21 protein-coding genes are annotated in these 25,301 nt (G+C 40.1%); 9 read left to right on the forward strand and 12 right to left on the reverse strand.

The window, feature by feature from the left end:
• Nucleotides 1–162: 162 nt before the first annotated feature.
• Nucleotides 163–1,395, reverse strand: a complete 1,233-nt coding sequence (gene tyrS, locus IO68_RS20535) for a tyrosine--tRNA ligase (RefSeq protein ID WP_007482103.1) — start codon at nucleotides 1,393–1,395, stop codon at nucleotides 163–165.
• Nucleotides 1,396–1,456: 61 nt separating this feature from the next.
• Here tyrS and IO68_RS20540 point away from each other — a divergent pair, with 61 nt between their 5' ends.
• Nucleotides 1,457–2,590, forward strand: coding sequence for an anhydro-N-acetylmuramic acid kinase (locus IO68_RS20540; protein ID WP_004882266.1), 1,134 nt, complete (start codon nucleotides 1,457–1,459; stop codon nucleotides 2,588–2,590).
• A gap of 52 nt (nucleotides 2,591–2,642) precedes the next feature.
• Here IO68_RS20540 and erpA read toward each other — a convergent pair whose 3' ends face one another.
• From erpA to IO68_RS20570, 6 genes are all read right to left on the reverse strand, one after another.
• Nucleotides 2,643–2,978 (reverse strand): iron-sulfur cluster insertion protein ErpA, encoded by a 336-nt coding sequence (gene erpA / locus IO68_RS20545; RefSeq protein WP_004882264.1) that lies wholly within the window; start codon nucleotides 2,976–2,978, stop codon nucleotides 2,643–2,645.
• A gap of 120 nt (nucleotides 2,979–3,098) precedes the next feature.
• On the reverse strand, nucleotides 3,099–4,103 hold the full coding sequence (locus tag IO68_RS20550) for a putative solute-binding protein (RefSeq protein ID WP_004882262.1): 1,005 nt from the start codon (nucleotides 4,101–4,103) through the stop codon (nucleotides 3,099–3,101).
• A gap of 283 nt (nucleotides 4,104–4,386) precedes the next feature.
• On the reverse strand, nucleotides 4,387–5,394 hold the full coding sequence (locus IO68_RS20555) for a putative solute-binding protein (protein ID WP_004882261.1): 1,008 nt from the start codon (nucleotides 5,392–5,394) through the stop codon (nucleotides 4,387–4,389).
• 217 nt (nucleotides 5,395–5,611) lie between these two features.
• Nucleotides 5,612–6,613, reverse strand: a complete 1,002-nt coding sequence (locus IO68_RS20560; RefSeq protein WP_023012761.1) for a putative solute-binding protein — start codon at nucleotides 6,611–6,613, stop codon at nucleotides 5,612–5,614.
• 500 nt (nucleotides 6,614–7,113) lie between these two features.
• Complete coding sequence (locus IO68_RS20565; RefSeq protein WP_023012762.1) at nucleotides 7,114–8,121, reverse strand: putative solute-binding protein; 1,008 nt, start codon at nucleotides 8,119–8,121, stop codon at nucleotides 7,114–7,116.
• A gap of 48 nt (nucleotides 8,122–8,169) precedes the next feature.
• On the reverse strand, nucleotides 8,170–9,174 hold the full coding sequence (locus IO68_RS20570) for a putative solute-binding protein (protein ID WP_031234699.1): 1,005 nt from the start codon (nucleotides 9,172–9,174) through the stop codon (nucleotides 8,170–8,172).
• 211 nt (nucleotides 9,175–9,385) lie between these two features.
• Here IO68_RS20570 and IO68_RS20575 point away from each other — a divergent pair, with 211 nt between their 5' ends.
• Both IO68_RS20575 and IO68_RS20580 read left to right on the forward strand, forming a co-directional pair.
• A complete protein-coding gene (locus IO68_RS20575; RefSeq protein WP_023012764.1) occupies nucleotides 9,386–11,314 on the forward strand; it encodes an ATP-binding cassette domain-containing protein in 1,929 nt (642 codons plus the stop codon).
• 306 nt (nucleotides 11,315–11,620) lie between these two features.
• On the forward strand, nucleotides 11,621–12,178 hold the full coding sequence (locus tag IO68_RS20580) for a VTT domain-containing protein (protein ID WP_004882253.1): 558 nt from the start codon (nucleotides 11,621–11,623) through the stop codon (nucleotides 12,176–12,178).
• Nucleotides 12,179–12,294: 116 nt separating this feature from the next.
• Here the strand turns inward: IO68_RS20580 and cybC are convergent, their stop codons facing one another.
• The 5 genes from cybC to dnaA all read right to left on the reverse strand — a co-directional run bounded on the left by cybC (nucleotide 12,295) and on the right by dnaA (nucleotide 18,981).
• Nucleotides 12,295–12,684, reverse strand: a complete 390-nt coding sequence (gene cybC / locus IO68_RS20585) for a cytochrome b562 (protein WP_023012765.1) — start codon at nucleotides 12,682–12,684, stop codon at nucleotides 12,295–12,297.
• A gap of 29 nt (nucleotides 12,685–12,713) precedes the next feature.
• The gene (gene gyrB / locus IO68_RS20590) at nucleotides 12,714–15,182 is read right to left on the reverse strand and encodes a DNA topoisomerase (ATP-hydrolyzing) subunit B (RefSeq protein ID WP_023012766.1); all 2,469 of its coding nucleotides are present in this window, start codon (nucleotides 15,180–15,182) and stop codon (nucleotides 12,714–12,716) included.
• Nucleotides 15,183–15,231: 49 nt separating this feature from the next.
• Nucleotides 15,232–16,314 (reverse strand): DNA replication/repair protein RecF, encoded by a 1,083-nt coding sequence (recF, locus tag IO68_RS20595; protein WP_023012767.1) that lies wholly within the window; start codon nucleotides 16,312–16,314, stop codon nucleotides 15,232–15,234.
• 27 nt (nucleotides 16,315–16,341) lie between these two features.
• Nucleotides 16,342–17,490 carry a DNA polymerase III subunit beta gene (dnaN, locus tag IO68_RS20600; protein WP_023012768.1) on the reverse strand — a complete coding sequence of 383 codons (1,149 nt, stop codon included), beginning with the start codon at nucleotides 17,488–17,490 and terminating at the stop codon, nucleotides 16,342–16,344.
• Between the two features lie 90 nt (nucleotides 17,491–17,580).
• On the reverse strand, nucleotides 17,581–18,981 hold the full coding sequence (gene dnaA, locus IO68_RS20605) for a chromosomal replication initiator protein DnaA (protein ID WP_004882244.1): 1,401 nt from the start codon (nucleotides 18,979–18,981) through the stop codon (nucleotides 17,581–17,583).
• 671 nt (nucleotides 18,982–19,652) lie between these two features.
• On the opposite strand from dnaA, the gene rpmH reads away from it, so the two are divergent.
• The 6 genes from rpmH to IO68_RS20635 all read left to right on the forward strand — a co-directional run bounded on the left by rpmH (nucleotide 19,653) and on the right by IO68_RS20635 (nucleotide 25,239).
• Nucleotides 19,653–19,787: a 50S ribosomal protein L34 gene (gene rpmH / locus IO68_RS20610; RefSeq protein WP_000831329.1), complete on the forward strand. Its 135-nt coding sequence runs from the start codon at nucleotides 19,653–19,655 to the stop codon at nucleotides 19,785–19,787.
• Nucleotides 19,788–19,815: 28 nt separating this feature from the next.
• Nucleotides 19,816–20,211 carry a ribonuclease P protein component gene (rnpA, locus tag IO68_RS20615; RefSeq protein ID WP_019385918.1) on the forward strand — a complete coding sequence of 132 codons (396 nt, stop codon included), beginning with the start codon at nucleotides 19,816–19,818 and terminating at the stop codon, nucleotides 20,209–20,211.
• Nucleotides 20,212–20,221: 10 nt separating this feature from the next.
• Complete coding sequence (gene yidD / locus IO68_RS20620; RefSeq protein ID WP_004882239.1) at nucleotides 20,222–20,542, forward strand: membrane protein insertion efficiency factor YidD; 321 nt, start codon at nucleotides 20,222–20,224, stop codon at nucleotides 20,540–20,542.
• A gap of 5 nt (nucleotides 20,543–20,547) precedes the next feature.
• A complete protein-coding gene (yidC, locus tag IO68_RS20625; RefSeq protein WP_004882236.1) occupies nucleotides 20,548–22,305 on the forward strand; it encodes a membrane protein insertase YidC in 1,758 nt (585 codons plus the stop codon).
• Between the two features lie 115 nt (nucleotides 22,306–22,420).
• The gene (mnmE, locus tag IO68_RS20630; protein ID WP_023012769.1) at nucleotides 22,421–23,776 is read left to right on the forward strand and encodes a tRNA uridine-5-carboxymethylaminomethyl(34) synthesis GTPase MnmE; all 1,356 of its coding nucleotides are present in this window, start codon (nucleotides 22,421–22,423) and stop codon (nucleotides 23,774–23,776) included.
• A 206-nt stretch (nucleotides 23,777–23,982) separates the two neighbouring features.
• Complete coding sequence (locus IO68_RS20635; protein ID WP_023012770.1) at nucleotides 23,983–25,239, forward strand: tyrosine-type recombinase/integrase; 1,257 nt, start codon at nucleotides 23,983–23,985, stop codon at nucleotides 25,237–25,239.
• Nucleotides 25,240–25,301: the final 62 nt, after the last annotated feature.

A 25,301-nucleotide genomic window follows, 5' to 3' on the forward strand; every position in this document is an offset into this window, starting at 1 on the left:
ATGTGCATTCTACAGCATTCCTCAACGCTTGCAACCCTGTTTTTCATTATTTTCTTTTGCATGTTTCTTTTTTCTACAAAATCATTGTTTTCGTTGTTTTTATCATCTATTTACGTATAAAAAGCAGGCTCTAGGCCTGCTTTTTATTATTTTTATTTCGATTTAGTCGGTGAAAGTCACACGTGCAATCGCTTTTTTGCCTGACTGAATGATTAAAGTTACGTTTTCTTTTACAGAGTAGCTCATATCAACCACATTCCAGTCGACTTTAACAGCGCCACGACCCACAGCGTCTTTTGCAGCGGCAGCATTCGGGTTTAAACCTGCAACTCGAAGAATAGTTGCAATAAACAACTCGCCACCAAACTCAGCACGAGAAATCGTCACTTCTGGTGTATCTTCTGGTACTTCGCCTTCTGTCACACGATTGCCTGCACTCTTATGTGCATTTTCCGCTGCTTCTGCATCATGAAAACGTTCAACCAATTCAAGCGCCAAGATACGTTTGATTTCTTGTGGGTTACGACCCGCTGCCATTTCATCAAGCAAAACTTTGATTTCATCAAGTGACTTAAAGCTGAGTAAATCAAAGTAACGTTCAATCAAGCTATCTGGCATCGATAGAATTTTTTGGTACATCGCACCTGGGGTATCAAATACACCAATATAGTTACCTAAAGATTTAGACATTTTATTTACGCCATCTAAACCTTCAAGAATCGGCACAGTAATGCACACCTGTGATTCTTGACCGTAACGACCTTGTAGGGTTCGTCCCATCAATAAATTAAAAGTTTGGTCTGTTCCACCTAACTCAACATCAGCTTCAAGCGCAATCGAGTCATAACCCTGAACCAATGGATAAAGGAATTCGTGAATTGCGATTGGTTGATGGTTGCTATAACGCTTTGTAAAGTCATCACGCTCTAACATACGTGAAACAGTTTGTTGGCTTGCCAATTGAATGAGATCAGCAGCAGATTTTTGATTAAACCATTCTGAGTTAAAACGTACTTTGGTTTTATTTGGATCTAAGATTTTAAAAACTTGTTCCTGATACGTTTTTGCGTTGGCAATCACCTGCTCTTGTGATAACGGCGGACGCGTTGCACTTTTGCCCGTTGGGTCACCGATCATCGCAGTGTAGTCACCAATCAAGAAAGTTACTTCATGACCAAGGTCTTGGAAAGTTTTTAACTTATTAATAAGTACGGTATGTCCTAAGTGTAAATCTGGAGCCGTTGGATCAAAACCTGCTTTCACACGGAGTGGGCGATTCTCTTTTAATTTCTTCAGTAAATCTTCTTCAGAAATAATCTCATGCGTGCCTCGTTGAATGAGAGCAAGCTGTTCTTCGGCGGGCAAGAAATTTGACATCACAAAACCTAAACACATCAGTTATTCAATTTGTGCGATATACTAACATTTTTTCAGCATCTTGCAGGGGAAGTTGTACATGAGCGCAATCTATATTGGTGTAATGACAGGCACGAGCATGGATGGTGTTGATTTTGTTGCAGCTTCATTTGAACCTCTAATCATTCATGCGACTTTAACACTTCCATTCGAGCCAGAGTTACGTGATGAGTTAATGGCGTTAACATTACCTGATGACAATGAAATTGACCGCATGGGCAAGGCTGATGTGACCTTAGCGCAAATGATTGGTCATGGCATTAACCAACTTATTGAAAATAACAAGCTCGACCGAAAGCAAATTAAAGCCATTGGTTCACATGGGCAAACCATTCGCCATCGTCCTGAACATGGTTTCACGCTACAAATCGGCGACCCAAATATTATTACTGAGATTACTCAGATTCCTGTTGTATCAGATTTTCGTCGTCGTGACATGGCAGCAGGCGGTCAAGGTGCTCCATTGGTGCCTGCTTTCCATCAAGCCTTGTTCCAACATGACAGTATCCACCGTGTCATCCTCAATCTCGGTGGAATTGCAAATGTGAGTATGCTGCCTGCTAATAATCCTGAAGCCGTTTACGGCTTTGATACTGGTCCAGCTAATATTTTGATGGACGCGTGGTGCCAACGTCATACAGGTCATCCTTATGATGAAAACGGCGACTGGGCCGCGTATGGTCAACCAATTCGTTCATTGCTAGATCGTTTACAAACCCACGAATTCTTTGCAATCGAACCACCCAAAAGTACGGGGCGAGAAGACTTTAATCTTGAATGGCTTGATGATCAAATGATCGACTGGCGCAATGATCTTGATTATGACGAGATCGAAGATACACCCGAAAATGTACAAGCGACATTAATGAAACTCACCACACGTGCGATTAAAAAAGCGATTTATCGAAGTAAAGAATTGATGCCAACGGGTGAGGTTTATGTGTGTGGCGGTGGTGCTTATAACTCGCATTTGCTTGAGCAACTCCGCTGGCGTTTACGTAAACATAATTGGTCAGTACAAACCACAGATGTACTCGGTTTAGCGCCAACTTGGGTAGAAGCAACAGCGTTTGCTTGGTTGGCAATGCGTTTTGTAGATCAGTTAAGTGGTAATTTGCCAGCCGTAACTGGCGCTGCTGGTGGGCGTATTCTTGGAACGATTACGGCGATATAAAAGAAATAAAAAAGCTTCTCATTTTGAGAAGCTTTTTTATTGCAGTATCTTTTTAGATCGAGAAAGATGAACCACAACCACAAGTTGTTGTTGCATTTGGGTTTTGCACCACAAAACGAGAACCTTCCAAACCTTCTAAATAATCAACTACAGATCCAACTAAGTATTGATAACTTAGTGAATCAACTAGCATTTTCACGTCACCATTGATAAATTCTGCATCATCTTCGTTGACGCTTTCAGCAAAATTAAAACCATAAGAGAACCCAGAACAACCACCACCTGTTACATATACACGTAACATGAGATCGTTATTCCCTTCACTTTCGCGCAATTGGCGAACTTTTTTAGCCGCATTATCCGACAATTCAAGAGCTTGAGCGTTCATGATAGAGAGTCCTCAGAATTCAGTATGTCTTTAAAAAGAAAAGACCCGATATAAGTATAACATACTCATTATCGGGTCTGTATTTGAACTTTAAAGTGCGATTAAAGACTTTTTACATGATTATTTGTAATTCTCTTCTTGCATACCGCATTCAAAATTCTTCGGATTCTCTTTACAACGGAACTGCCATAATAGTTTCATCATGCGTTTATCATAAATTCCTTTTGCTGTCAGGCTGATACGCGCCTCACGCATAAGTTTTTGATAACCAGGTTTATCTGAATCAGGAATTTCCATCCAATATTTCTGTGGAATATCTGCTTTCATTTTACCCAAGATTGTAAATGCACGCGGCAATTGCGACTTCACCCACTCTCTTGATTTTTGTCCAAAACCTTCAGGAAACTTGTCATGACGAATAATTAAATTTCCTGTCACTTGTAGGATAGGATAATTTACAATCGCCCCTTTCGTGCCTAAACCTTTGTGTAGTTCAAGTGGCTTAAATGCTGCAGCTGGAGCACCAATAATATCAACCTGACCATTATTAAACTTAGCACCAAAATTCGTAATATCAGAGCTTACCGCTTGCGCACCCACTTGTGTAGCCATGATTTTTTGTGCTTCATCATAGTCTAGAACCGCAATTTTTTTACCTGCGGCTTTTGCAACAGTGTTGATATTACGATCATTCACTAGAAGATAAGCATCGCCAACTGGAATAACACCTACAACTTCATATTTACCATTGACCATGGCTTTGGCAAAAGTCGGACTCGCCAAACCCTGCATGATTTTCACAGCTAACTTAAGATCGGTAATCGCACCAATCGCATCTAAAGAGCCTGTGAACTGGTTAAATTGGCGACCACGCATCCCTGTAATACTGACACCATCACATTTACCCGCTTTGAAGTCCTCAGCGATTACAGCCTCATTTGTGCCAACACGAAGATCAATATCAGCCCCCCAGTTCTTTGCTGCAAGCTGATAGTCTTTCATTAGGGCATACACGTCACCGCTCTTACCCACGAGATCAAATACACAGATTGTTTGTTTCGCTTGAGTGCCTGCTGACACAGCAGCAATCCCTGTTGCGAGTAATAAAGTTTTAAACCATTGCATCTTATTTTTTCCTTTGCATCTATGCTGATTGTTGTGAATATTCTTAAATTCTGAATGCCACTCAATCCTAGATATGGGTCTCAAATGAATATATGTTCCTATTCAATCGTATTTAATCTTCCTGATTAAAAACATATTTTTAAATCTTCACGATTTCATTTGCTTTTTATGTCTTTATGATTGCTATATTTATTAATAAAGACAATGACTTAAATGACAACACAACAAAAACAAAAAGCCTAGAAAAATCTAGGCTTTAAGTATGCTTTTTTGCAATTCTGGATTATTCACCAGGTAATGCACATTCAAAGTTCGCTTTATCTACTGAACAACGTGCTTTTTTCAATACAGACATCATACCAGCATCATAAATACCACGCTTAGTTAAATCCATACGACCATCACGTAATAATTTTTGGTATTTTAAAGTGTCTTCAGCAGTTAATTTCATTTTGTATTTCGCTGGGATTTCAGCTTCATAACGTTTGATCATCGAGAAAGCTTTTGGAAGTTGCTTCACAAAGTAGTCACGAGATTTTTGACCAAAACCTGCTGGGAATTTTTCTGGACGAATGACAAGATCCGCAGTCACCTGAAGTACAGGGAAGTTGAACATCGCACCATTTGTACCCAAACCTTTGCTTAACTCTAATGGTTTGTACGCATAAGCTGGAGCACCAACCATATCTACTTGACCATTGTTGAATTTAGCAGCGAAGTTTGAAATATCAGAAAGAACAGCTTGAGCACCTACACGTTGCACCATGATTTTTTGTGCATCGTCATAACCTAATACTGCGAATTTTTTACCAGCTGCTTTTTCAATTGAGTTGATGTTTTTATCACGTACAAAAATATAAGCAGCACCTAATGGTGTGATACCCGCAACTTCGTATTTGTTACCACCAAGGTTGGTCGTCATTTTTGCAGCATTACGAGCATCTAGAACAAATGTGATTGCACGTTGTGCGATTTCATTGCTTGGTGCACCACCTAAAGAGTCGATAGAACCTGCAAATTTATTGTATGGACGAGCACGCATTGCTGTCATCGCTACAGCAGCACATTTACCCGCTTTAAAGTTATTGTCCGCAACCTGTTCATCTGTCAGTGCAACAAGGTTAACGTCTGCGCCCCAGCCTTTTGCCGCTAAAGCCCAGTCTTGCATCATTTTGTATGATTCACCTGACTTCCCTAATAAGTCGAATACACACACGTCTACAGCTGCTTGAGTTGAAGCAGATACACCTAAGATTGAAGTTGCTGCGATAGCAAGTGCCATTTTTTTCATATTTTTCATCCTTTCACAAACTTTATGTTTGTCTCCTTGTACGAAGCAAATATTAATCATGTTTTATGAAAAAAAATAGAGCTTGTACTCTATTTTTCTTTTAACTTTGTTTAATTTTTGTCCCACTTGATGAATTAAACTTCTTTTTATAAACATATTTGTTATAAAAATTTTTCTTTTAGTTATGTCCTTATATGCCATAACTAAAAGGTCACTTTTATTCTCCGCTTAGCGAACATTCAAAGTTAGTTCGCTCGACTGTACAACGAGCACGTTTAAGTACGTTCATCATCGTAGAGTCGTATACTCCTTGCTTGGTTAAATTCATACGACCATCACGCAACATCTTTTGGTAACGCTCACGATCTTCATTAGACAGGGTAATCCTCTTGGCATTCATCCCTGCTTCAAGGCGCTGTACCATCGAGAAATTACTTGGTAATTTTTTAATAAACCACTGTCGTGACTGTGCACCAAAATTAGCAGGGAATTTACTTGGACGAATAATCAGATCACCTGTGATATTCACCACAGGGAAATCAAACAATGCACCATTTGCTAAACCTTTGCTGATCTCTAAAGGTTTATATGCATATGCAGGCGCAGCAATCACATCTACTTTTCCGCTGTTAAACTTTTTCACAAAGTCAGAAATATCAGAAGGAACTGCAACCAAATCAATGCTTTCAACAATCGCTTTTTGCGCCTGATCATAATGTAAGTAGGCAAACTTTTTGCCTTTGGCTTTTTCGATCGTATCAATGTTTTTATCACGCACAAAGATATACGCTAAGCCGACCTGAATAATCCCTGCAACCTCAAATTTATCACCATTTACAGTTGCCGTAAGACGATGTCTATTTCGTTTATCAAGTACATAGCTAATCGCTTTTTGTGCAATCGCGTTACTGGTTACGGCACCTACAGCATCAACAGACCCTGCAAATTTATTATATTTACGAGCACGCATTGAGGTCATATAGACACCATCACATTTACCCGCATCAAAATCTTTTTCTGCCTTTTCCTCATCTTGATAAGGAATTAACTCAATATCACCCTGCCAAGTTTGTGCAGAGAGTTTCCATTCTTCAATAAGTTTATAAGACTCCCCAGCCTTACCCAATAAATCGAATACGCAAATTTCTTGTTTTGCCTGTACAGGAGTAGCCACGACAAATAGAGTTGCAGCACTCAATGCCCAAAGTCCTTTTTTCATCTTGTTTTCCCTTATTTGCTGTTTTTGCATATTTTTCCATCAGCTAGAGATCAATATAGTCAGCTTTTGATTAAAAGCCCAGCATTTTTCTCTACATACGTCGGGTTTTTTCAGTTTTTAATAATGCTCATCACATTTTTACAAATAGCGAAATGAGCTGACTTAATACGTAATCACTTTCAGTAAAATAATTAGGGTCTGTTGATATTTCCGCCATGCATTGCGTTATAGGCTAAAACGACTTAAACAAGGCGTGAAACGCAGGCAATGGCGCCCCCCTTGTCAAGTTTCATAACGCAGTTTAAGGAAGTTTTAGCCATAACCCTACGGGACAGGGGCATTTTTGCCGCTACTGCGTTATCTTTTGCTTACTTAGAATGACTAAGTTTCGCAAAACATGCCTTGTATCGTCTAAAAAATGTCCTCTGTCGCAATGAGAGCTGAAAGCTCGCAAGGTGAAATGTCAACAGACCCTACGTATTCTGCAAAAAATTATGGATTTACTCTCCGCCTAATGAGCATTCAAAACTGGTTCTTTCGACCGTACAACGAGCTCTTTTCAAAACACTCATCATAATCGGATCGTAGACCCCTTGTTTGGTGAGGCTGATTCGACCATCCCTTAGTATTTGCTGATAACGAACCTCATCCTCTTTAGGCAGCTTCAATTTATATTTTGCAGGGATTTCATTTTCTAAGCGCTTCACCATCGCAAAGCTTTTCGGAAGTTGCGTTACAAACCACTCCCTTGAACGTACCCCAAAGTTAGTTGGGAATTTTTCAGGGCGAATAATCAAATCTCCCGTAATATTCACAACAGGAAATGAAAACATTGCGCCACCTGAAGCAATCCCTCTTTCAATTTCTAAAGGTTTATAGGCATAAGCTGGTGCAGCAATGACATCGACTTGGTTACTATTAAATTTTTTCACAAAATCTGAAATTTCAGATGGAACGGAAACCATTTCGAGACTATCTACAATCACCTTTTGCGCCACGTCATAATGCAAATAGGCAAATTTTTTCCCTTTGGCTTTTTCAATGGTATTTAGATTTCTATCATGTACAAATACATAGGCCAAACCAAACTGCAAAATACCTGCCACTTCATATTTCTGATTATCCACAGTTGCTAATAAACGGCGCTTATTTCGCTTATCCAGCGCAAAACTAATCGCCTTTTGTGCAACATGATTACTGGTCACGCCACCAATTGCATCAATCGAACCTGCAAAGCGATTATATTTACGTGCCCGCATAGAGGTCATATAAACTGCATCACATCGGCCTGCATCAAAATCATTTTGAGCTTTGGCTTCATCCTGATATGGAATCAAACGAATATCAGCTTGCCAGCTTTTGGCCATCACAGCCCATTCTTCAGTGACCTTAAAGGTATCTCCTGCTTTGCCAAGTAAATCAAATACACATACTGTTTGCTTTGCCTGTACTTGATTCATCAACCCCATTGATGCCAAAACAGATAAAAAAAATAACCCCTTTTTCATTTCGTTACCCTATAAAAATAAAATGATCAAACGCACAAAAAATTAAAATTATTCGCCCCCAAGGCTGCACTCAAAATTAGTTCGCTCAACAGTACAACGTGCTCGCTTTAATACACTCATCATCGTTGCATCATAAATTCCACGCTTGGTAAGTCCCATGCGCGCTTCACGTAAAATTTGCTGATAACGGGTTTTATCTTCATTGCTGAGATTTATTTTGTATTTGGCAGGTAAGCCTGCTTCTATTCTTTGAATCACTGCGAAATTACTTTTGAGACGGCTCAAAAACCAAGCTCTTGAGTTTTCGCCAAAATTACTGGAGAACTTGTCTGGACGAATGATGAGATCCATCGTCATATTCACTGCGGGAAAGGTAATGATAGCACCGTCATTACCCAAACCTTTATCAAGCTCTAACGGTTTATAGGCATAAGCTGGCGCTGCCATGATATCAGCCTGACCATTGTTAAATTTTTTGGCGATGTCAGAAATATCAGATAGCACCGCCTGACCACCTAGGCTTTTTACAACGATCTTCTGTGCTTCGTCATAACCTAAAACCGCAAACTTTTTACCTTTAATTTGCTCGATGGTGTTTAACTTTTTATCTTTTACATAAATATAAGCTAAACCTATTTGTGAAATACCTGCGACTTCAAAACTTTGATTGCCAATTTTGCTCGATAAGCGATGACGATTTCGTTTATCCAAAGCAAAACTAATGGCTTTCTGTGCAATCGCATAACTAGGAACAGCACCGATGGCATCTACAGACCCTGCAAATTTATTGTAACTTCGCGCGCGCATTGAGGTCATATACACGCCATCGCATTTGCCTTGTTCAAAATCCTTTTCAGCTTGTGCTTCGTTCTGATAACTCACCAAATCAATATCAGTACGCCAAGTTTTAGCCATTAGCGCCCACTCTTCCATGACTTGATAAGCTTCACCTGATTTACCCAAAAGATCAAAAACACAAACCCTTGCAGCATTTGTCTGTGTACTCATTCCCAAAAAGCACACTGCCCCCAGTGCAAAAAATCCCTTGTTCATCCTTAAACCCTGTTGCTCTACTTGTAGTCTTGTTACTTATTTTTTCATATAAACTAAATAATAATCTGATTTACACGACAAAAATAGAGTTTTTACTCTATTTTAATTCTTTCCATAAAACTTAGTTTTAGAATTGCCACACTCGATAAAAAGTTGCATTCACAGCTGATCATCTTAAAATGCGGCTATCTATTCGCTATTTTGCACACTCATGATCCAATTAGACCAAGTCTCATTACGCCGTGGCGGCCGTGTTCTTTTTCAAAAAGCATCTATGCAGCTTCATCCAGGCTGGAAAATTGGTTTAACGGGTGTAAATGGGGCAGGAAAATCGACGTTATTTGCAGCCCTGCTCGGCGATCTTGTTGCAGATGAGGGAAATCTCACTCGCCCATCGGTGTGGACGGTGGCACATATGGCGCAAGAAATTAAAGCGTTAGAAATGCCTGCATTGGACTTTGTGCTTTCTGGTGACGAGGAATACTGGAGCATTCAAGAACAACTTGCCAATCCAGATCAGTTGAGTAACGATGATTTAGCAAAATTACATGGTCGTTTTGATGAAATTCATGGTTATGCTGCGCCAGCCAAAGCGGCACAGCTAATGGCAGGTTTAGGCTTTTTGGATCATCAATTACGGTTAAATGTTGCGAGTTTTTCTGGTGGTTGGCGTATGCGTTTGAACTTGGCGCGTACATTGATGAGTCGTTCAGATTTATTACTTCTCGATGAACCGACCAACCACTTGGATTTGGATGCGATCCTGTGGTTAGAAGATTGGTTAAAAGCCTATGAAGGCACATTGGTTTTAATTTCACATGATCGTGATTTCTTAGATGCAATTACCGATCATATCTTACATATCGAAAATCAAGAATTGACGCTGTACACAGGCAATTATTCAACTTTTGAAACGACACGAAGTGAACGTTTAGCACAACAACAACAGGCTTTTGAAAAGCAGCAAGAGACGCGTGCTCATCTACAAAAATTTATTGATCGTTTTAAAGCAAAGGCAACTAAAGCTCGTCAAGCACAAAGTCGTATCAAACAACTTGAACGTATGCAGCAACTCGCACCTGCACATATTGATACACCCTTTACCTTTAGTTTCCGTGAACCAACAAAAATGAGTTCGCCATTGCTCAGTCTTGATGGAGCAACAATTGGTTACGGCGATAAAATAATTGCTGAGAAAATCCGCCTGCAAATTACGCCTAACTCACGTATTGGTTTGCTTGGGATGAATGGTGCAGGTAAGTCAACACTCATTAAAACCTTGGTTGGTGATTTACCACTGCTATCAGGTGAACGAAAAGCATCTGAATTGCTCAATATTGGTTACTTTGCTCAGCATCAAATGGATGCCTTAGATGCTAATGCAAGTCCAATGTTACAGCTTGCTCGCATTGCGGACAAACAGATCAGTGAAGCATCACTGCGCGCTTTTCTAGGTGGTTTTGGTTTTAGTGGCGAGCGTATGGATACGCCATGTGAAAGTTTCTCTGGTGGCGAACGTGCTCGTCTAGCATTAGCACTGATCGTATGGCAACGTCCAAACGTGCTGATTCTGGATGAACCAACCAACCATTTAGACTTAGATATGCGCCACGCACTCAGCATGGCCTTACAAGATTTTGAAGGTGCTGTGGTCCTTGTTTCACATGAACGCCAGTTAATCGCCAGTGTTTGTGACGATTTACTGTTAGTCCATGCAGGAAAATGTGCTGAGTTTGAAGGTGATCTTCAAGACTATGCGAAGTGGTTACGTGAAGCGCGACAGCAACAGATCAACGCTCAAAACGCTTTGCAACAACAAGCTTCGACTACGCAAGCACCAGTTGTCAAAATCGATAAAGAAGCTCAGCGTAAAGAAGCTGCACGTCGTAGAGAAATGACGCGACCTATTCGAAAAAACATCGAAAAAGTTGAAGCTCAAATAGAAAAAGTACAACCTCGTTTAGCGGATATTGAACACACATTAGCCGATACAGCACTTTATGAAGCAAATCGTAAAGATGACCTCATTAAGCTCATGAATGAGCAAACTGAGCTTAAAGCGAAATTAGAGCAGCATGAAGAACAACTATTAGAGCTAATGATGGAACTAGAAGAATTAGAAAGCTCTTTCGAAGCTTAATATGATCTGACCTCATCATGTCATGCGAACATGATGGGGTTTTTCATCATCTATGAAACAGCTGATGTTTAAGATACTAAAAAGTACATTGAATACTTATAAAGTTGTCATGAATTTAGCGACAAACTCAGTTAAGGTAAAAACGATAATTTTCTCGGAAAATTGAGCTTTGGTTTCAGGCTCGATATACTCAGCTCCCATTATTGTAAAGTTATAACTTTCGAGCAAATCCTGAGGGTTAAATTTATTTAATATTTTGGTACTTCAATTTGGTGAGTACTCTATTTTTGGAATCATACAAACTGAATGAATTCTTTAGATTTTATTTTTAATTTTGAACATATCCTCCCTGTCTTGGTTCAAGAATATGGTTTATGGATCTATGCAATTCTTTTTCTGATTATTTTCTCTGAAACAGCTTTTGTATTTATGTTCTTTTTACCTGGTGATAGTCTTTTACTCACCGTTGGCGCATTGTGCGCTGTAATTGAAATTATGCATCTTGGCTATATGATTAGCTTACTATTTGTAGCCGCGGCTTTAGGCTATATGGTGAACTATCATATTGGTCGTCATTTTGGTGATCGCATCTTCAATATGGATTCACGGTTTATCAAACAAAAGTATCTTCAAAAAACCAATAAATTCTTTTTAACACATGGCGGTAAAACAATCCTTCTTGCGCGCTTTATTCCTTTTGCCCGTTCCTTTGCACCTTTGGCAGCAGGTTCTAGCAATATGAATTACACCCGATTCGTCCTTTACAATATTTTAGGTGCTTTTCTGTGGATTAGCGTTTTAGTCGGTGCAGGTTATTTATTTGGACATGCTCTGATTCAAGTCAGTGATTTTGTTGATCCATAAGTTCCACGTGAAACATCTACATTCGATAAAAAAGAGCTTAAAATCATTTAGATCTTAAGCTCTTTTTTTATCGATCAAATTCAGCAACGTGTTTTCTGCTTCAATGCATACGCAAATTACTTGAACTTTTGATGATATTCATTGCGAAGCTTGACCAACTTCAAAGCTTCAACTTTAGCATCCTCTAACTGCCCTTTTGCGACCAGTGCAGTCACTGCATCAATTTCAGCAATTAGTTGATCTAAACCACCTTGATAGCTTTTAACCTGATCATTTTCAGGCGCTAAACCTTCCAATTGATGCGGTAAAGATGCTTTGGAAGAGACTGCTGCTTTACGCATTAAAGCAAGCTGCTTATTCGCCTCAGCCAAGTCATCTGTTTGAGCAAAGGCAGTCATGGTTTTGGCTAAAACATGCATATCCTTTTCAAGTTGATGTGCAGAAACAGCTTGGCTCAGAAATAACAAACCTGAGACCACAGCACACATCAATATACGTTTGTTCATGCATTCATCCTTAAACTAAAACAAATCGATTAAGCATCAATATCAGCATTGAGCGCATTTTCTTCAATGAACGCACGACGCGGTTCTACATCATCACCCATTAAGCATGAGAACATACGATCTGCTTCAATCGCATCATCAATGGTCACTTGAAGCATATTACGGTTCTCTGGGTCCATTGTGGTTTCCCAAAGCTGCTCCGCGTTCATCTCACCCAAACCTTTATAGCGTTGGATCATCATGCCACGACGTGAGTCTTGCAAAATATGCTGCCAAACTTGATGGAAGTTACCGACTTGAATACGGCGCTCACCTTTCTGTAAATAAGCACCTTCTTCAATTAACTTGAACCAGCTCTTCGAGTTTTTCAACAACCGTGCATATTCAGCAGAATTTAACAGACCAGCATCCAATAAATATGAATGCGGTAAGTTATGCACATACACAGTAACGCGTGGCCAGTAATGCGCTGATTTCTCACCTTGCGCATTTTCACGTTCAAACGCTTCTAAAGTGATTTCAGGACGTAAACTTGGTTGTAATTTTTCAATCGCAGCACGCAATTGCTCAGCCCAAGTTTCAACATATTCACGGTCATCATTGTGATCTGCTTTAAATGCTTCTAACTCAAGTAAGCCATCAAGCAAGCTTGCAGGATAACGTTGGGTTAAGCGCTGTAAGCTCTTTTGCGAAACCTGATAGTCTGCAATCACACTCGCAAGTGCTTCACCCGTAATCGCAGGTGCATCAGCACTAATGTGCAATGAAAGTTCATCAATCGCGTTTGAAATCAGAAATGTTTCCAACGCCTCATTATCTTTGATGTACTGCTCATGCTTGCCTTTCTTCAACTTGTACAAAGGTGGTTGCGCGATATAAATATAACCACGTTCAACCAGCTCAGGCATTTGACGGAAGAAGAAGGTCAATAGCAAGGTACGAATATGTGAACCATCGACGTCAGCATCGGTCATGATAATGATTTTGTGATAACGTAATTTGTCTGGGTTGTATTCTTCACGTCCGATACCACAGCCCAAAGCAGTAATCAAAGTACCCACTTCTTGACTGGAAATCATCTTGTCAAAGCGCGCACGCTCAACGTTCAAAATCTTACCTTTCAACGGTAAAATGGCCTGCATTTTACGGTTACGACCTTGTTTCGCACTACCACCAGCAGAGTCACCCTCGACCAGATATAGTTCAGACAATGCTGGATCTTTTTCCTGACAATCAGCCAATTTACCTGGTAAACCTGCAATGTCTAATGCACTCTTACGACGAGTCATTTCACGCGCTTTACGAGCAGCATCACGAGCGCGCGCTGCATCAATAATTTTGCCTGCAATCGATTTTGCAGCTTGAGGGTTTTCAAGCAAATAAGCTGAAAACTCTTTGTTCATTGCCTGTTCAACAGCAGGTTTCACTTCACTCGACACCAATTTTTCTTTGGTTTGCGAAGAGAATTTTGGATCTGGCACTTTGACTGAAATAATTGCAGTTAAACCTTCACGCGCATCATCACCCGTGACTGCCACTTTTTCTTTTTTCAGTAAGCTTTCATTTTCCATGTAGCTGTTTAAGCCACGGGTCAATGCAGCACGGAAACCTGCAAGGTGTGTACCACCATCTTTTTGTGGAATGTTATTGGTAAAGCAACGGACATTCTCTTGATAGCTATCATTCCACTGTAATGCGACTTCGACACCAATTCCATTATCCGCATCTGTAGTGAAGTGGAAGATGTCATTCAGATGAGTTTTACCTTCGTTAATGTATTTAACGAACTCAGATAAACCACCTTCATAATCATAGATATGTTCAAGGTTCACGCGTTCATCACGCAGTACGATACGTACACCAGCATTCAGGAAAGAAAGTTCTCTTAAACGACGAGCCAAGATATCAACACTGAAAATCGTTTGGCTAAAGGTCAATTCACTCGGCCAGAAACGAACGGTTGTTCCCGATGTATCTGTTTGCCCCACAACTTTTAAAGGATATTGCGGATCACCATGCGCGTATTCTTGCTCATGGATTTGTCCAGCACGATGAATCGTCAAATGCAATTTTTTAGAGAGCGCATTTACAACCGAAACACCTACCCCGTGTAAACCACCCGATACTTTATAGCTGTTGTCATCGAACTTACCACCCGCATGCAGAATGGTCAAAATCACCTCTGCTGCAGATACCCCCTCTTCAGGGTGAATGTCAGTTGGAATCCCACGGCCATTATCTGACACACTGACAGATTCATCTTCATGAATCGTCACAAGGATCTCATCACAGTGTCCAGCTAAAGCTTCATCGATGGCATTGTCTACCACCTCAAACACCATATGGTGCAAACCCGTTCCGTCATCGGTGTCACCGATATACATCCCAGGGCGTTTACGAACCGCGTCTAATCCACGTAATACTTTAATACTAGAGGAATCATAAGCCTTTTCATTTGTTTGTTCTGTTTGAGAGACTGATTGAGACTCTGAACTCATGGTTACTCCCTAGTAAATATCTAATCTATCCAAAGATGAGGAAATAAAATTATGGCGCAGCAAGACTGACTTGACCGTGAACAACATGGAACAATTGAAAAGAAATCGACAAATCATGTAAGTGTTTTAATACCGACGCATGGTCTAAGGTTGTCATAAAAACCTGACTTCCTAACTGACTCAGTCGCTCAATTAAACGTTGCTGTGCAGCTAAATCTAACTCTGCTGTCAGATCATCTAATAATACCACAGTTTCCTTATTACTCGCATGCAGCATTGCAATTTGTGACAGTTTTAATGCCATGATTAACAACTTTTTTTGCCCCCGAGATAACACATCATCAGCGTTACCAAAAGGGGTTTTTAAACGCAGATCTGCCCGATGTGGACCATACTCGGTATAACGTCGATCTAGATCTTTTTGATGCTGTTGAATGAGGTCTTGGAGTAATCCTTGCTCAGTGTGAAATCCAGCACTGTACTCCAACTCAATTTCAAGATTTGGCAATAACTGTTGTAAATCCTCTTGGAAAAACTGATTCCATTGCTCCACAATTCCAACACGCTGTGAGTGCAAAATTTCGCCATAGTCACTGAGCATTTTATTCCACGGCTCTAAATCAGCCAGAGTTAAATTACGCCGTGTTTTGAGTAAACTATTTCGTTGCTTTAATGCACGTGAATAATATTGCCATGCAAAATAAAAATCAGGTTCCACGTGGAACATCAACCAGTCTAATAACTGCCGCCGTGGTTTCGCACCATGATCGATAATATCGGTACTTTGCGGATCAATATGCTGAAGAGGCAGTAACTTTGCGAGCTGCCCTTGTGTCGCAATCGTATCGCCATTGACTTTGATGAGCTGCTCACCAGACGCAAGCTTCTGCATTCCGATTCGTTCATTCGCTGATTGCGCAAAAACAATGGCATCTGCGGCATCGTATTGGATGTAATGTTTGGGAATATGGGTGCGAAACGAGCGACCTGTCGCCAATAAATGAATTGACTCTAAAATAGAGGTCTTTCCAGAACCATTTGCACCACAAAAAATATTAAACGGTTGCAACTCATTGAGTGCAACCGCTTTTAGATTCCGTACACGTTCGATATTTAAACGCGTGATTTGCATGATTTAGACTCGAATCATCAATACAAATTAAACTCGCATTGGCATCACAACATAAGTTTGATCTGGATGTGCTGGATCCTGAACCAACACAGATTGATTGGCTTCAGTCATGCTCATTTTCACATCATCACCATCTAAAACACTTAAAACATCAAGGATATATTGTGCATTAAATGACATTTCTAATGGTGCATCTTGATATTGGATCGCTAAATCTTCAACCGCTTCGTCTTGCTCAGGGTTATTTGCGCGGAGTTGTAATGAATCTTGATTAAAGTTTAAGAAAACACCACGTAATTTTTCATTACTTAGAATCGCAACACGTTGCAATGATTGCTTAAAGAGATCATGCGCGATAAATACATGCTTATCCCCGCCTTTAGGAATGACACGGCGATAATCTGGGAATTTACCATCGATCAATTTCGTCGTGAAACGAACAACAATATCACCCTGCTCTTTATCACGGCTCGGGGTATTAATCGTGACATTCAACAACTCACGACCAATTAATAAAGTGAGTTGTTCATCTTCAATACTAAGTAAACGTTGTAATTCACCCACCGCTTTACGGGGAACAATCGCTTGAATCGGAGCTGATGCAGTTGATGAAGCCAATACTTCACACAAAGCTAAACGATGACCATCTGTCGTTACTGTACGCAATTGATTTTGATCAATTTCCAACAATGTACCCGTCAAATAAAAACGTACATCCTGAACCGCCATTGCAAACGCTGTTTTTTCAAACAAACGTTTTAATTCACGTTGAGTAACTTGAACTTGCGTGCCCTGACTGTTTTCAGTGGTGAGTAATGGATAATCTTCTGCAGGCAATGTACCTAAAACAAAACGGCTATTCCCCGATTTTAAAATACAACGCTGATCTTCTGTAATCTGCAAATCAATCAAGGCCGCAGTAGGAAGAGATTTACAAATTTCAACCAACTTACGTGCAGGTACGGTCGTTTCACCCGCTTCTACGCAAGCACCTTCTGCTAGAGTTGTACTTGCAACCAATTCAACTTCCAAGTCAGAACCAGTAATGGTCAAAGCTTGTTGCGTAGTTTGAATTTTTACGTTTGAAAGAATGTTCAAAGTATGACGGCGTTCAACAGCCCCCACCACATGTGATAGAACATTGAGTAAACTTTCTTTAGCGATTTTCAAACGCACGATTTTTTCCTCTTACAACGGAAGCTGAATATGAATGTTAGCAGTGTACTATGCTGCACTTAAAAGCAGTTTGCAACTCTGAAAAATAGATTAACTTTGTAACAAGCGAAGTAAATTTTTATAGTCTTCATTAAAAATAGGATCTTCTTCCCGCAAGCTCACTACTTTTTCACAGGCATGCATCACCGTACTGTGATCGCGTCCACCAAATGCCATACCAATTTCAGGGAAACTATCCCCTGTTAATTCTCGAGCCAAACCCATCGCCAACTGACGTGGACGCGCATAAATACGAGTTCGTTTAGGCCCTGTTAACTCTTTCAGCGGAATACGGAAATATTCGCTGACCACACGCTGAATATTTTCAACACTAATCGTTCGTGCACGAATCGCCAGAACATCTTTTAAAGATTCACGCACCACATCTAGATCAATCGCAGTACCTTTAAAACGTGAAATCGCAACCACTTTATTTAAAGCACCTTCAAGTTCACGAACGTTCGCAACCACTTGTTGAGCAATAAACAAAGCACAATTTCGAGGTAAATCTACACCACTATTTTCTGCTTTTTTTAATAAAATTTCGATACGAGTTTCAATATCTGGTGGCTCAACACCAACTGATAACCCCCAAGAGAATCGAGAAACCAGACGCGGATCAAGTTCGGTGAGTTCTTTTGGATAACGGTCTGATGTTAAGATGATTTGCTTAGATTCATCAAGTAAAGCATTGAAAGTATAGAAAAACTCAACAAGACTCGCTTCTTTTCCTGCGAGTAAATGAATATCATCCACCAATAATAAATCTAATGAACGGCAATTTTTCTTAAATTCTTCAACCTTTCCTTTTTGCAATGAACTCACAAAATCTTGAACAAAACTTTCTGAAGTCATGTACATCACACGCGCATTTGGTTTTGCTTGTAATAAAGCATTACCAACGGCTTGCATTAAGTGCGTTTTACCAAGACCTGTAGGACCGTATAAAAATAAAGGGTTATGCTGAGATGCTCCCAGTTGCGTCAACACCTTGCGACAAGTTTCCGCAGCCATTTGGTTGGAACGACCTTCGACAAACAAAGAAAAAGTAAACAATGGGTTTAACTGTCTTTTCTTTGGAATTTTGCTGACGTTTTGACTTGGTTGGACTAAATCAGGTTCTTTTTTGGCTTTAGTTTGTATTGATGGTGGCGGTGTTGAACTTAGAGCGGCAGTTGTAGTCGCAGGTTGCTCATTAGACGACAAAATCGTTCCTGGGCGAGAATCCACCAAAATTTCGACTTGACGAACGCGACCTTCAGAAAGTTGTTCAGCAAGAATAGAAATTAACTCTAAATGATTGTCTTGAATATAGCGGGTCCAATAAGGGTTAGGTGCATATAAACGCATCACACCATCAACCTCTTCAGCAACCAAAGGACGAATCCACATTGCAAAGACGTTATCAGAGAGCTCTTGTCGCAAGCGAGTTAAGCAGTCTGTCCAAAGCATGTGCATCCCCTATCTATCCATTTTTTAAATTCAAAAAATAAAAACCACGCACCCTCATCTTTCAAAGGGGTCGCCATTCTAACCAAGTTATCCACATCTGTCAGGCAAATTTATAGAACTTTCGCTGAAAAATAAAACATTCGTTAATAAATTTAAATTTAAAAGCACATGTGCATAACTTTTTGCAGAAGCTGTGGATAGTTTTGCACTTCAAGTTATCCACAATCCATAAAGACAATAAAAACACCATTATCCACAAGCTAAACGCATGTTTATTTTTTAAAAAAGTTAACTTTCCACAGAATAAATCCACACTAATAAGAATAAATTTAAATTTTAAAATTTGAATTTACTTATAAGGATGATTCGAATTGTGGATAACTGAGCATATCGAAATTTAAATTCAAAATCCAAGAAATAAATTTAAACTGAGAGGTGTGTTGTTGATAACAATGTTTATAGGCTGTGAATATAAATGAATTGCGATATAATTTAAATAGATAGCTTGTGTATATTTTTTGTTGCTACTTAAATTATAGAAAATGAGAGAGTTGTAGTTGGTTCAAAACAGCACAAACAAAATGTAAAGTTTTTGATTTTTCATTGACAGCGTAAACATTGCACAATAAAATCGCGGACCTTTATAGAAAGATCATTTTGGGAGTTTCGATATGAAACGTACTTTCCAACCATCTGAATTAAAGCGTAAACGCGTTCATGGTTTCCGTGCTCGTATGGCAACTAAAGCTGGTCGTCAAGTTTTAGCTCGTCGTCGTGCGAAAGGTCGTCATAGCTTAACTGTTTAATTACTGTTAAGTAGACCAGACTTGGGTGATGACACTTTACAGTTTTGGCACTGAATCTCGTATTCGTTGTGCTGCAGATTATAAAAGCGTATTTGATGGTGCGCTTTTTAAAGTGCATCAACCCCATTTCCTATTTTTAGCAAAATTAACCGAACAGCCTAAAAGCCGTTTGGGTATTGTCGTTGCTAAAAAAAAGGTGCGTCGTGCACATGAGCGAAATCGAATAAAACGTCTTGCTCGAGAGAGCTTTCGTTTACATCAAGCGCAATTTAATGCTGATATCGATATTGTAGTGATGCCTAAAGTTGGTATAGAAGCAATCGCAAATAAAGAATTACATCAACAATTAGATTTTGCTTGGCAAAAATTACAACGTTTAGCAAAGAAGCATTCTAAAGTCGTTGTGGCACCCCTCCAAAATTAGAGAATCTCTAATGGTACGTTTACTGCATTGGTTGATCAGATGTTACCAAATCGCAATTAGTCCATTATTGGGTCCTCGTTGTCGCTATATTCCCACTTGCTCACAATATGCAATTGAAGCATTGCAAACACATGGTGCAGTAAAAGGTGTATGGCTATCAACGAAACGCGTCTGTCGTTGTCATCCTTGGGGCGGTTCTGGATATGATCCTGTGCCACCAAAAGCACTTCGTTTTATTTCGTTTCATCAAATAGATTCTCAAAAGCATCACGTTGCTGTACCCTTTCGTGATCGTTTATTCAAGCAAAATCTCTTTAATCATTTGGGATAATAGATATGCAACAATGGGCCAGATTTGCAATTCTTGGAGCCATGTTTGTTACCGCATATTTGCTAATTTTGGCTTGGCAAAAAGATTATGGTCATGCGCAAACAACACCGCAACAACCTGCGGCAGTTGTGACTGCACATGATGTATCTGCAGATTTGCCAAATACACAAAATGCAACAGCGGCTTCAGACTTGCCACAAGCAAATGTGACTACATCGCAAGCCACAGAAACACCTTCTGTGACTCAGCAATTGATTTCGGTAAAAACCGATCTTTACCATCTTTGGATCAATCCGAAAGGTGGTGATATTGTCCGTATTGAATTGTTAAGCCATGACGAAAGTAAAGACAGCGAAAAACCATTCGTTATGCTTGAAAGTGATGCGAAACGTACTTACGTTGCTCAATCAGGTTTAATTGGCTTAAATGGACCAGATAGCAGCCGTAATGGTCGTCCAATGTATGATGTGGAAAAAACATCTTATACCTTGGCTGATGCAAAAAGTGTTGCTGCTCAAGATGGGAAAACCAGTCAAGTTTTAACCGTTCCATTGGTTTTTAAAACACCTGAAGGCGTTGAAGTCATCAAGACGTTTACGTTCACGCAAGGTGATTATCCAATTACGGTCAAACATCAGGTGATTAACCGTAGCCAGCAAAACTGGCAAGGTCAAATGTTTGGTCAGTTGAAACGTGATAATTCGGATGACCCTGGCAAGTCTTCGCAAGGTATTTTCACTTTAGGTACTTACCTAGGTGGGGCATGGGGGACACCTGAAGAACATTATAACAAGTTGAAATTTGCGAATTTTAACGATGAAAAGTTGAATGTTGAAGCCAAAGGTGGCTGGGTTGCGATGGTTCAGCACTATTTCGTCAGTGCGTGGATTCCTGGTGATTTAAAACTTACTCAAGCGAATGGTCAGCCTTATACTGCGAAACTAGAGTCACGTCAGTCTGCTGATGGCATGAATATCATGGGCTTTACTTCTCCAGTGATTAACGTACCTGCTGGTACATCAATGGAAGTGGATGCGAAACTTTATTCTGGTCCAAAAATTCAATCTGAACTTAAAGATTTAGCTGCTGGTTTAAACCAAACTGTGGATTATGGTTGGTTATGGCCAATTGCAAAACTCTTATTCTTGGGCTTGCAATTCTTCCATAACATCATTGGTAACTGGGGTTGGTCAATTATCTTCTTGACGATCTTGGTGAAAGCGATCTTATGGCCACTTTCTTCGAAAAGTTATCGTTCGATGGCAAAAATGCGTGTGATTGCACCTGAAATGCAGCGCATGAAAGAAGAATTTGGTGAAGACCGCATGCGCTTCTCTCAAGAAATGATGGCGTTATATAAGCGTGAGCAAGTTAATCCATTGTCTGGTTGCTTGCCATTGCTGTTACAAATGCCAATCTTCTTAGCGTTGTACTGGGTATTGATGGAATCTGTAGAACTCCGTCATGCACCTTGGTTAGGCTGGATTCAAGATTTATCTGCGATGGATCCATGGTTTATCTTGCCGTTGATCATGGGTGTGACCATGTTTGTGCAGCAAATGTTAAACCCGCAACCGACTGATCCAATGCAGGCAAAAGTATTCCGTATCATGCCAATCATGTTTACGGTATTTATGTTGTTCTTCCCTGCTGGTTTAGTGCTTTACTGGATCGTCAACAACAGTATTACCATTTTGCAACAATGGTTTATTAACAAAGGTGTCGAAAAAGACCGTCTCAACAAGGTTGAGTCAGCGTCTTAATCTCGAACTTTTACTGAATAAATCCGCTTAAGATGGTAATCTTAGGCGGATTTTTCTTTGTCTGTATTAAGGGTGATTGATTACATCATCCTTGCTTTTTCTAGGTGAATTTAACATGCAACATCAAACCACAATTGCTGCGATTGCTACCCCTTTAGGTCGTGGTGGTGTGGGCGTGATTCGTCTGTCTGGGCCAAAAGCCTATGCGATTGCAGCGCAACTGGCGCAAAAAAGTCTTCCTGCCGCACGTATGGCTGGTTTTCGTCAGTTCTATGATGCCGATGGTTCCGTCATGGACGAAGGGATTGTGCTCTGTTTTCCAAATCCTCATTCGTTCACAGGTGAAGATGTAGTGGAGTTGCAAGGGCACGGTGGTCCAGTCATCCAGAATGCTTTGTTGGCACGTTTACTCGATTTGGGCGCGACTGCTGCAAAAGCGGGTGAGTTTTCCATGCGCGCTTTTGAAAATTGCAAGATGGATTTGGTGCAAGCCGAAGCGATCGCCGATTTGATTGATGCCACCTCACAGGCCGCAGCACGTTCTGCGGTTCGTTCATTACAAGGTGCATTTTCAACCAGAATTAATACAGTTTTAGAAAAGCTGATTCACTTGCGTTTGCATGTTGAAGCCGCAATTGATTTTCCAGAAGAAGAAATTGATTTCCTTGCGGATGGTAAGATTTTAGCGCTATTGGATGATGTACAAGAGTCGGTTAAAGCGGTACAGCAATCTGCACGTCAAGGACAGCTGTTACGTGAGGGTTTACAGGTCGTGATTGCGGGTAAGCCAAATGCGGGTAAATCGAGTCTGTTAAACGCACTTGCAGGGCATGAGCGTGCGATTGTGACGGATATTGCGGGAACGACTCGAGATGTGTTGCATGAAAAAATCAGTTTGAATGGTTTGCCAATTACTTTAACGGATACCGCTGGTTTACGTGAAACAGGTGATATTGTCGAACAAGAAGGGATTCGTCGTGCAATTAAGGAAATTGAACAGGCGGATTTATTACTACTGGTTTATGATTTAAATCAAGGCGATGAGCCGTTACAGCTAGCACGTGAATATTTTGCCGATCATCTTGAGCCGAAGCGTTTACTGTTAATTGGCAATAAATGCGATTTAACGGGTCAGGATGCGACTTTAAGTGATTATCAGGGCTTCCGTCATATCAGCGTGTCTGCCAAACAGGATATGGGTGTTCAGGCGCTTATAGATGCGATTACAGCGCATGCAGGCTTTCAGCCTGAGGAAGACACCTTTATTGCGAGAACTCGTCATTTAGACGCAATGAAGCGTACTCAGCGCTATCTCTCAGAAGCACGTGAGCAACTTGTGGTCTTTAATGCGGGTGAGTTGGTCGCTGAATCATTGCGTTTGGCACAAAATGCCTTGGGCGAAATTACGGGTGATTTTAGTGCTGATGATCTATTAGGTAAGATTTTTGGTTCTTTTTGTATTGGAAAGTAATCTAATTTTTTAATATTGTTCAATAAGTTCTAATAGATTCTAAATATAATATATAAAGCATTAAGTTATAATAGCTTAGTGCTTTTTTAATGCCTGTGAGTTATTCAATAGTGTTCAATATATTCATACAGTGCTATGCTTTTTTTAGTCTCAATTTAGTATTTTTTGATTGAGATTACGATTAAAAGAATTTTGAGACTAAAAATATGCCCACTGAGAACGGTTATACCTTTGGTACAGATCGAGAAGTTCTAAACCTGAAACCACTGGAAAAAGTCTACACAGCAAAGGACAAGACGAATAATGGATTATTCCTAGAGATTAGACCAACTGGGCGGAAAACATGGGCATATCGCTATACTTTTAACGGTAAGCAAGAAAAGCTCACACTGGGACGCTATCCCGATTTATCGTTAAAAGATGCAAGACAGGTAAGAGATGAAGCAGCAAGCCAAGCTGCTAAAGGTATTTCCCTACAGCAACAAAAAATCAAAGAACAACAAGGACAGCTTGAAACAATACTATTCCAAGACTACGGCGAACGGTACATCAAAGAAGTGATACTAAAAGACCGTGCAAATCCTGAATCAATGCTGATGTATCTCAATAATGATATTTATCCCATGCTTGGGCATATCGCCATGAAAGACATTGGTATAGAGGAGATACGGCGCACAATATGGCGTAAAAAAGAACAGGGCTATGATGCAGCAGCCAATCAAGTAAGGGGACTACTTAAACGAATGTTTGACTATGCTGTAACACTTGGATTAGTTCCACATAATCCAGTAATGGCAATTCCAACACGTCATGTATTCAAAGCAAAACCTAGAGACCGCTATCTGTCTACTGGAGAAATCCGAACCTACTACACTACTCTACTCGATTCACGTATCTATAAGTCACGTAAATTGGGCTTGTTGCTGTCATTGCTAACCTTGTTGCGTAAATCTGAATTACTTGCAGCGAAATGGGAGCATATTAACTTTGATCAAAAAATATGGTTGATTCCTGAGACTAAAGCGGACAGTAAAACAGGTCATAGCCGTGAAATGCTTGTATATATGTCTAATCAAGTTGTCGAAATACTCAAAGAGTTAAAGACAATTGCAGGCGATGAGCCTTATGTCTTTGTTGGGCGTAAACGTGGCACACACATTAGCCATAATGCTTTTAATACGGCGCAAAAGAACGCCCTAGCCTTAACAGATATTCCAAACTTCACCATTCACGATCTACGCCGTACAGCAAGCACCCATTTAAACGAGCAAGGCTTTAACCGTGATGCCATTGAGAAATGCTTAAACCATACGGCAACTGGCGTGCGTGGCGTATATAACAAAGCAGAGTATGCCAATGAGCGAATCAAGATGATGCAGAAATGGAGCGACTTTGTTTTTAGTCTAATCTATGAGCCGAATCTCATATTTTTTAATGAAGTAAAACAGCGTAAAAGCAGTTAAAAATTTGATCAAAATTCAACTATTCGGAATTTTCGAATAGTTCAACAGTATATAGAACTGGA

Source organism: Acinetobacter sp. COS3, assembly GCF_000475335.1.
Taxonomy (GTDB): domain Bacteria; phylum Pseudomonadota; class Gammaproteobacteria; order Pseudomonadales; family Moraxellaceae; genus Acinetobacter; species Acinetobacter venetianus.

Bases quoted from the DNA above. Each gene is read 5' to 3' on its own strand.
- IO68_RS20550 (WP_004882262.1), bottom strand. From the start codon at position 4,103: ATGCAATGGTTTAAAACTTTATTACTCGCAACAGGGATTGCTGCTGTG.
- IO68_RS20635 (WP_023012770.1), top strand. From the start codon at position 23,983: ATGCCCACTGAGAACGGTTATACCTTTGGTACAGATCGAGAAGTTCTA.
- IO68_RS20565 (WP_023012762.1), bottom strand. From the start codon at position 8,121: ATGAAAAAGGGGTTATTTTTTTTATCTGTTTTGGCATCAATGGGGTTG.
- cybC (WP_023012765.1), bottom strand. From the start codon at position 12,684: ATGAACAAACGTATATTGATGTGTGCTGTGGTCTCAGGTTTGTTATTT.
- recF (WP_023012767.1), bottom strand. From the start codon at position 16,314: ATGCAAATCACGCGTTTAAATATCGAACGTGTACGGAATCTAAAAGCG.
- IO68_RS20555 (WP_004882261.1), bottom strand. From the start codon at position 5,394: ATGAAAAAAATGGCACTTGCTATCGCAGCAACTTCAATCTTAGGTGTA.
- IO68_RS20560 (WP_023012761.1), bottom strand. From the start codon at position 6,613: ATGAAAAAAGGACTTTGGGCATTGAGTGCTGCAACTCTATTTGTCGTG.
- IO68_RS20575 (WP_023012764.1), top strand. From the start codon at position 9,386: ATGATCCAATTAGACCAAGTCTCATTACGCCGTGGCGGCCGTGTTCTT.
- tyrS (WP_007482103.1), bottom strand. From the start codon at position 1,395: ATGTGTTTAGGTTTTGTGATGTCAAATTTCTTGCCCGCCGAAGAACAG.
- mnmE (WP_023012769.1), top strand. From the start codon at position 22,421: ATGCAACATCAAACCACAATTGCTGCGATTGCTACCCCTTTAGGTCGT.
- yidC (WP_004882236.1), top strand. From the start codon at position 20,548: ATGCAACAATGGGCCAGATTTGCAATTCTTGGAGCCATGTTTGTTACC.
- dnaA (WP_004882244.1), bottom strand. From the start codon at position 18,981: ATGCTTTGGACAGACTGCTTAACTCGCTTGCGACAAGAGCTCTCTGAT.
- IO68_RS20580 (WP_004882253.1), top strand. From the start codon at position 11,621: ATGAATTCTTTAGATTTTATTTTTAATTTTGAACATATCCTCCCTGTC.
- gyrB (WP_023012766.1), bottom strand. From the start codon at position 15,182: ATGAGTTCAGAGTCTCAATCAGTCTCTCAAACAGAACAAACAAATGAA.
- rpmH (WP_000831329.1), top strand. From the start codon at position 19,653: ATGAAACGTACTTTCCAACCATCTGAATTAAAGCGTAAACGCGTTCAT.
- rnpA (WP_019385918.1), top strand. From the start codon at position 19,816: ATGACACTTTACAGTTTTGGCACTGAATCTCGTATTCGTTGTGCTGCA.
- erpA (WP_004882264.1), bottom strand. From the start codon at position 2,978: ATGAACGCTCAAGCTCTTGAATTGTCGGATAATGCGGCTAAAAAAGTT.
- yidD (WP_004882239.1), top strand. From the start codon at position 20,222: ATGGTACGTTTACTGCATTGGTTGATCAGATGTTACCAAATCGCAATT.
- IO68_RS20570 (WP_031234699.1), bottom strand. From the start codon at position 9,174: ATGAACAAGGGATTTTTTGCACTGGGGGCAGTGTGCTTTTTGGGAATG.
- IO68_RS20540 (WP_004882266.1), top strand. From the start codon at position 1,457: ATGAGCGCAATCTATATTGGTGTAATGACAGGCACGAGCATGGATGGT.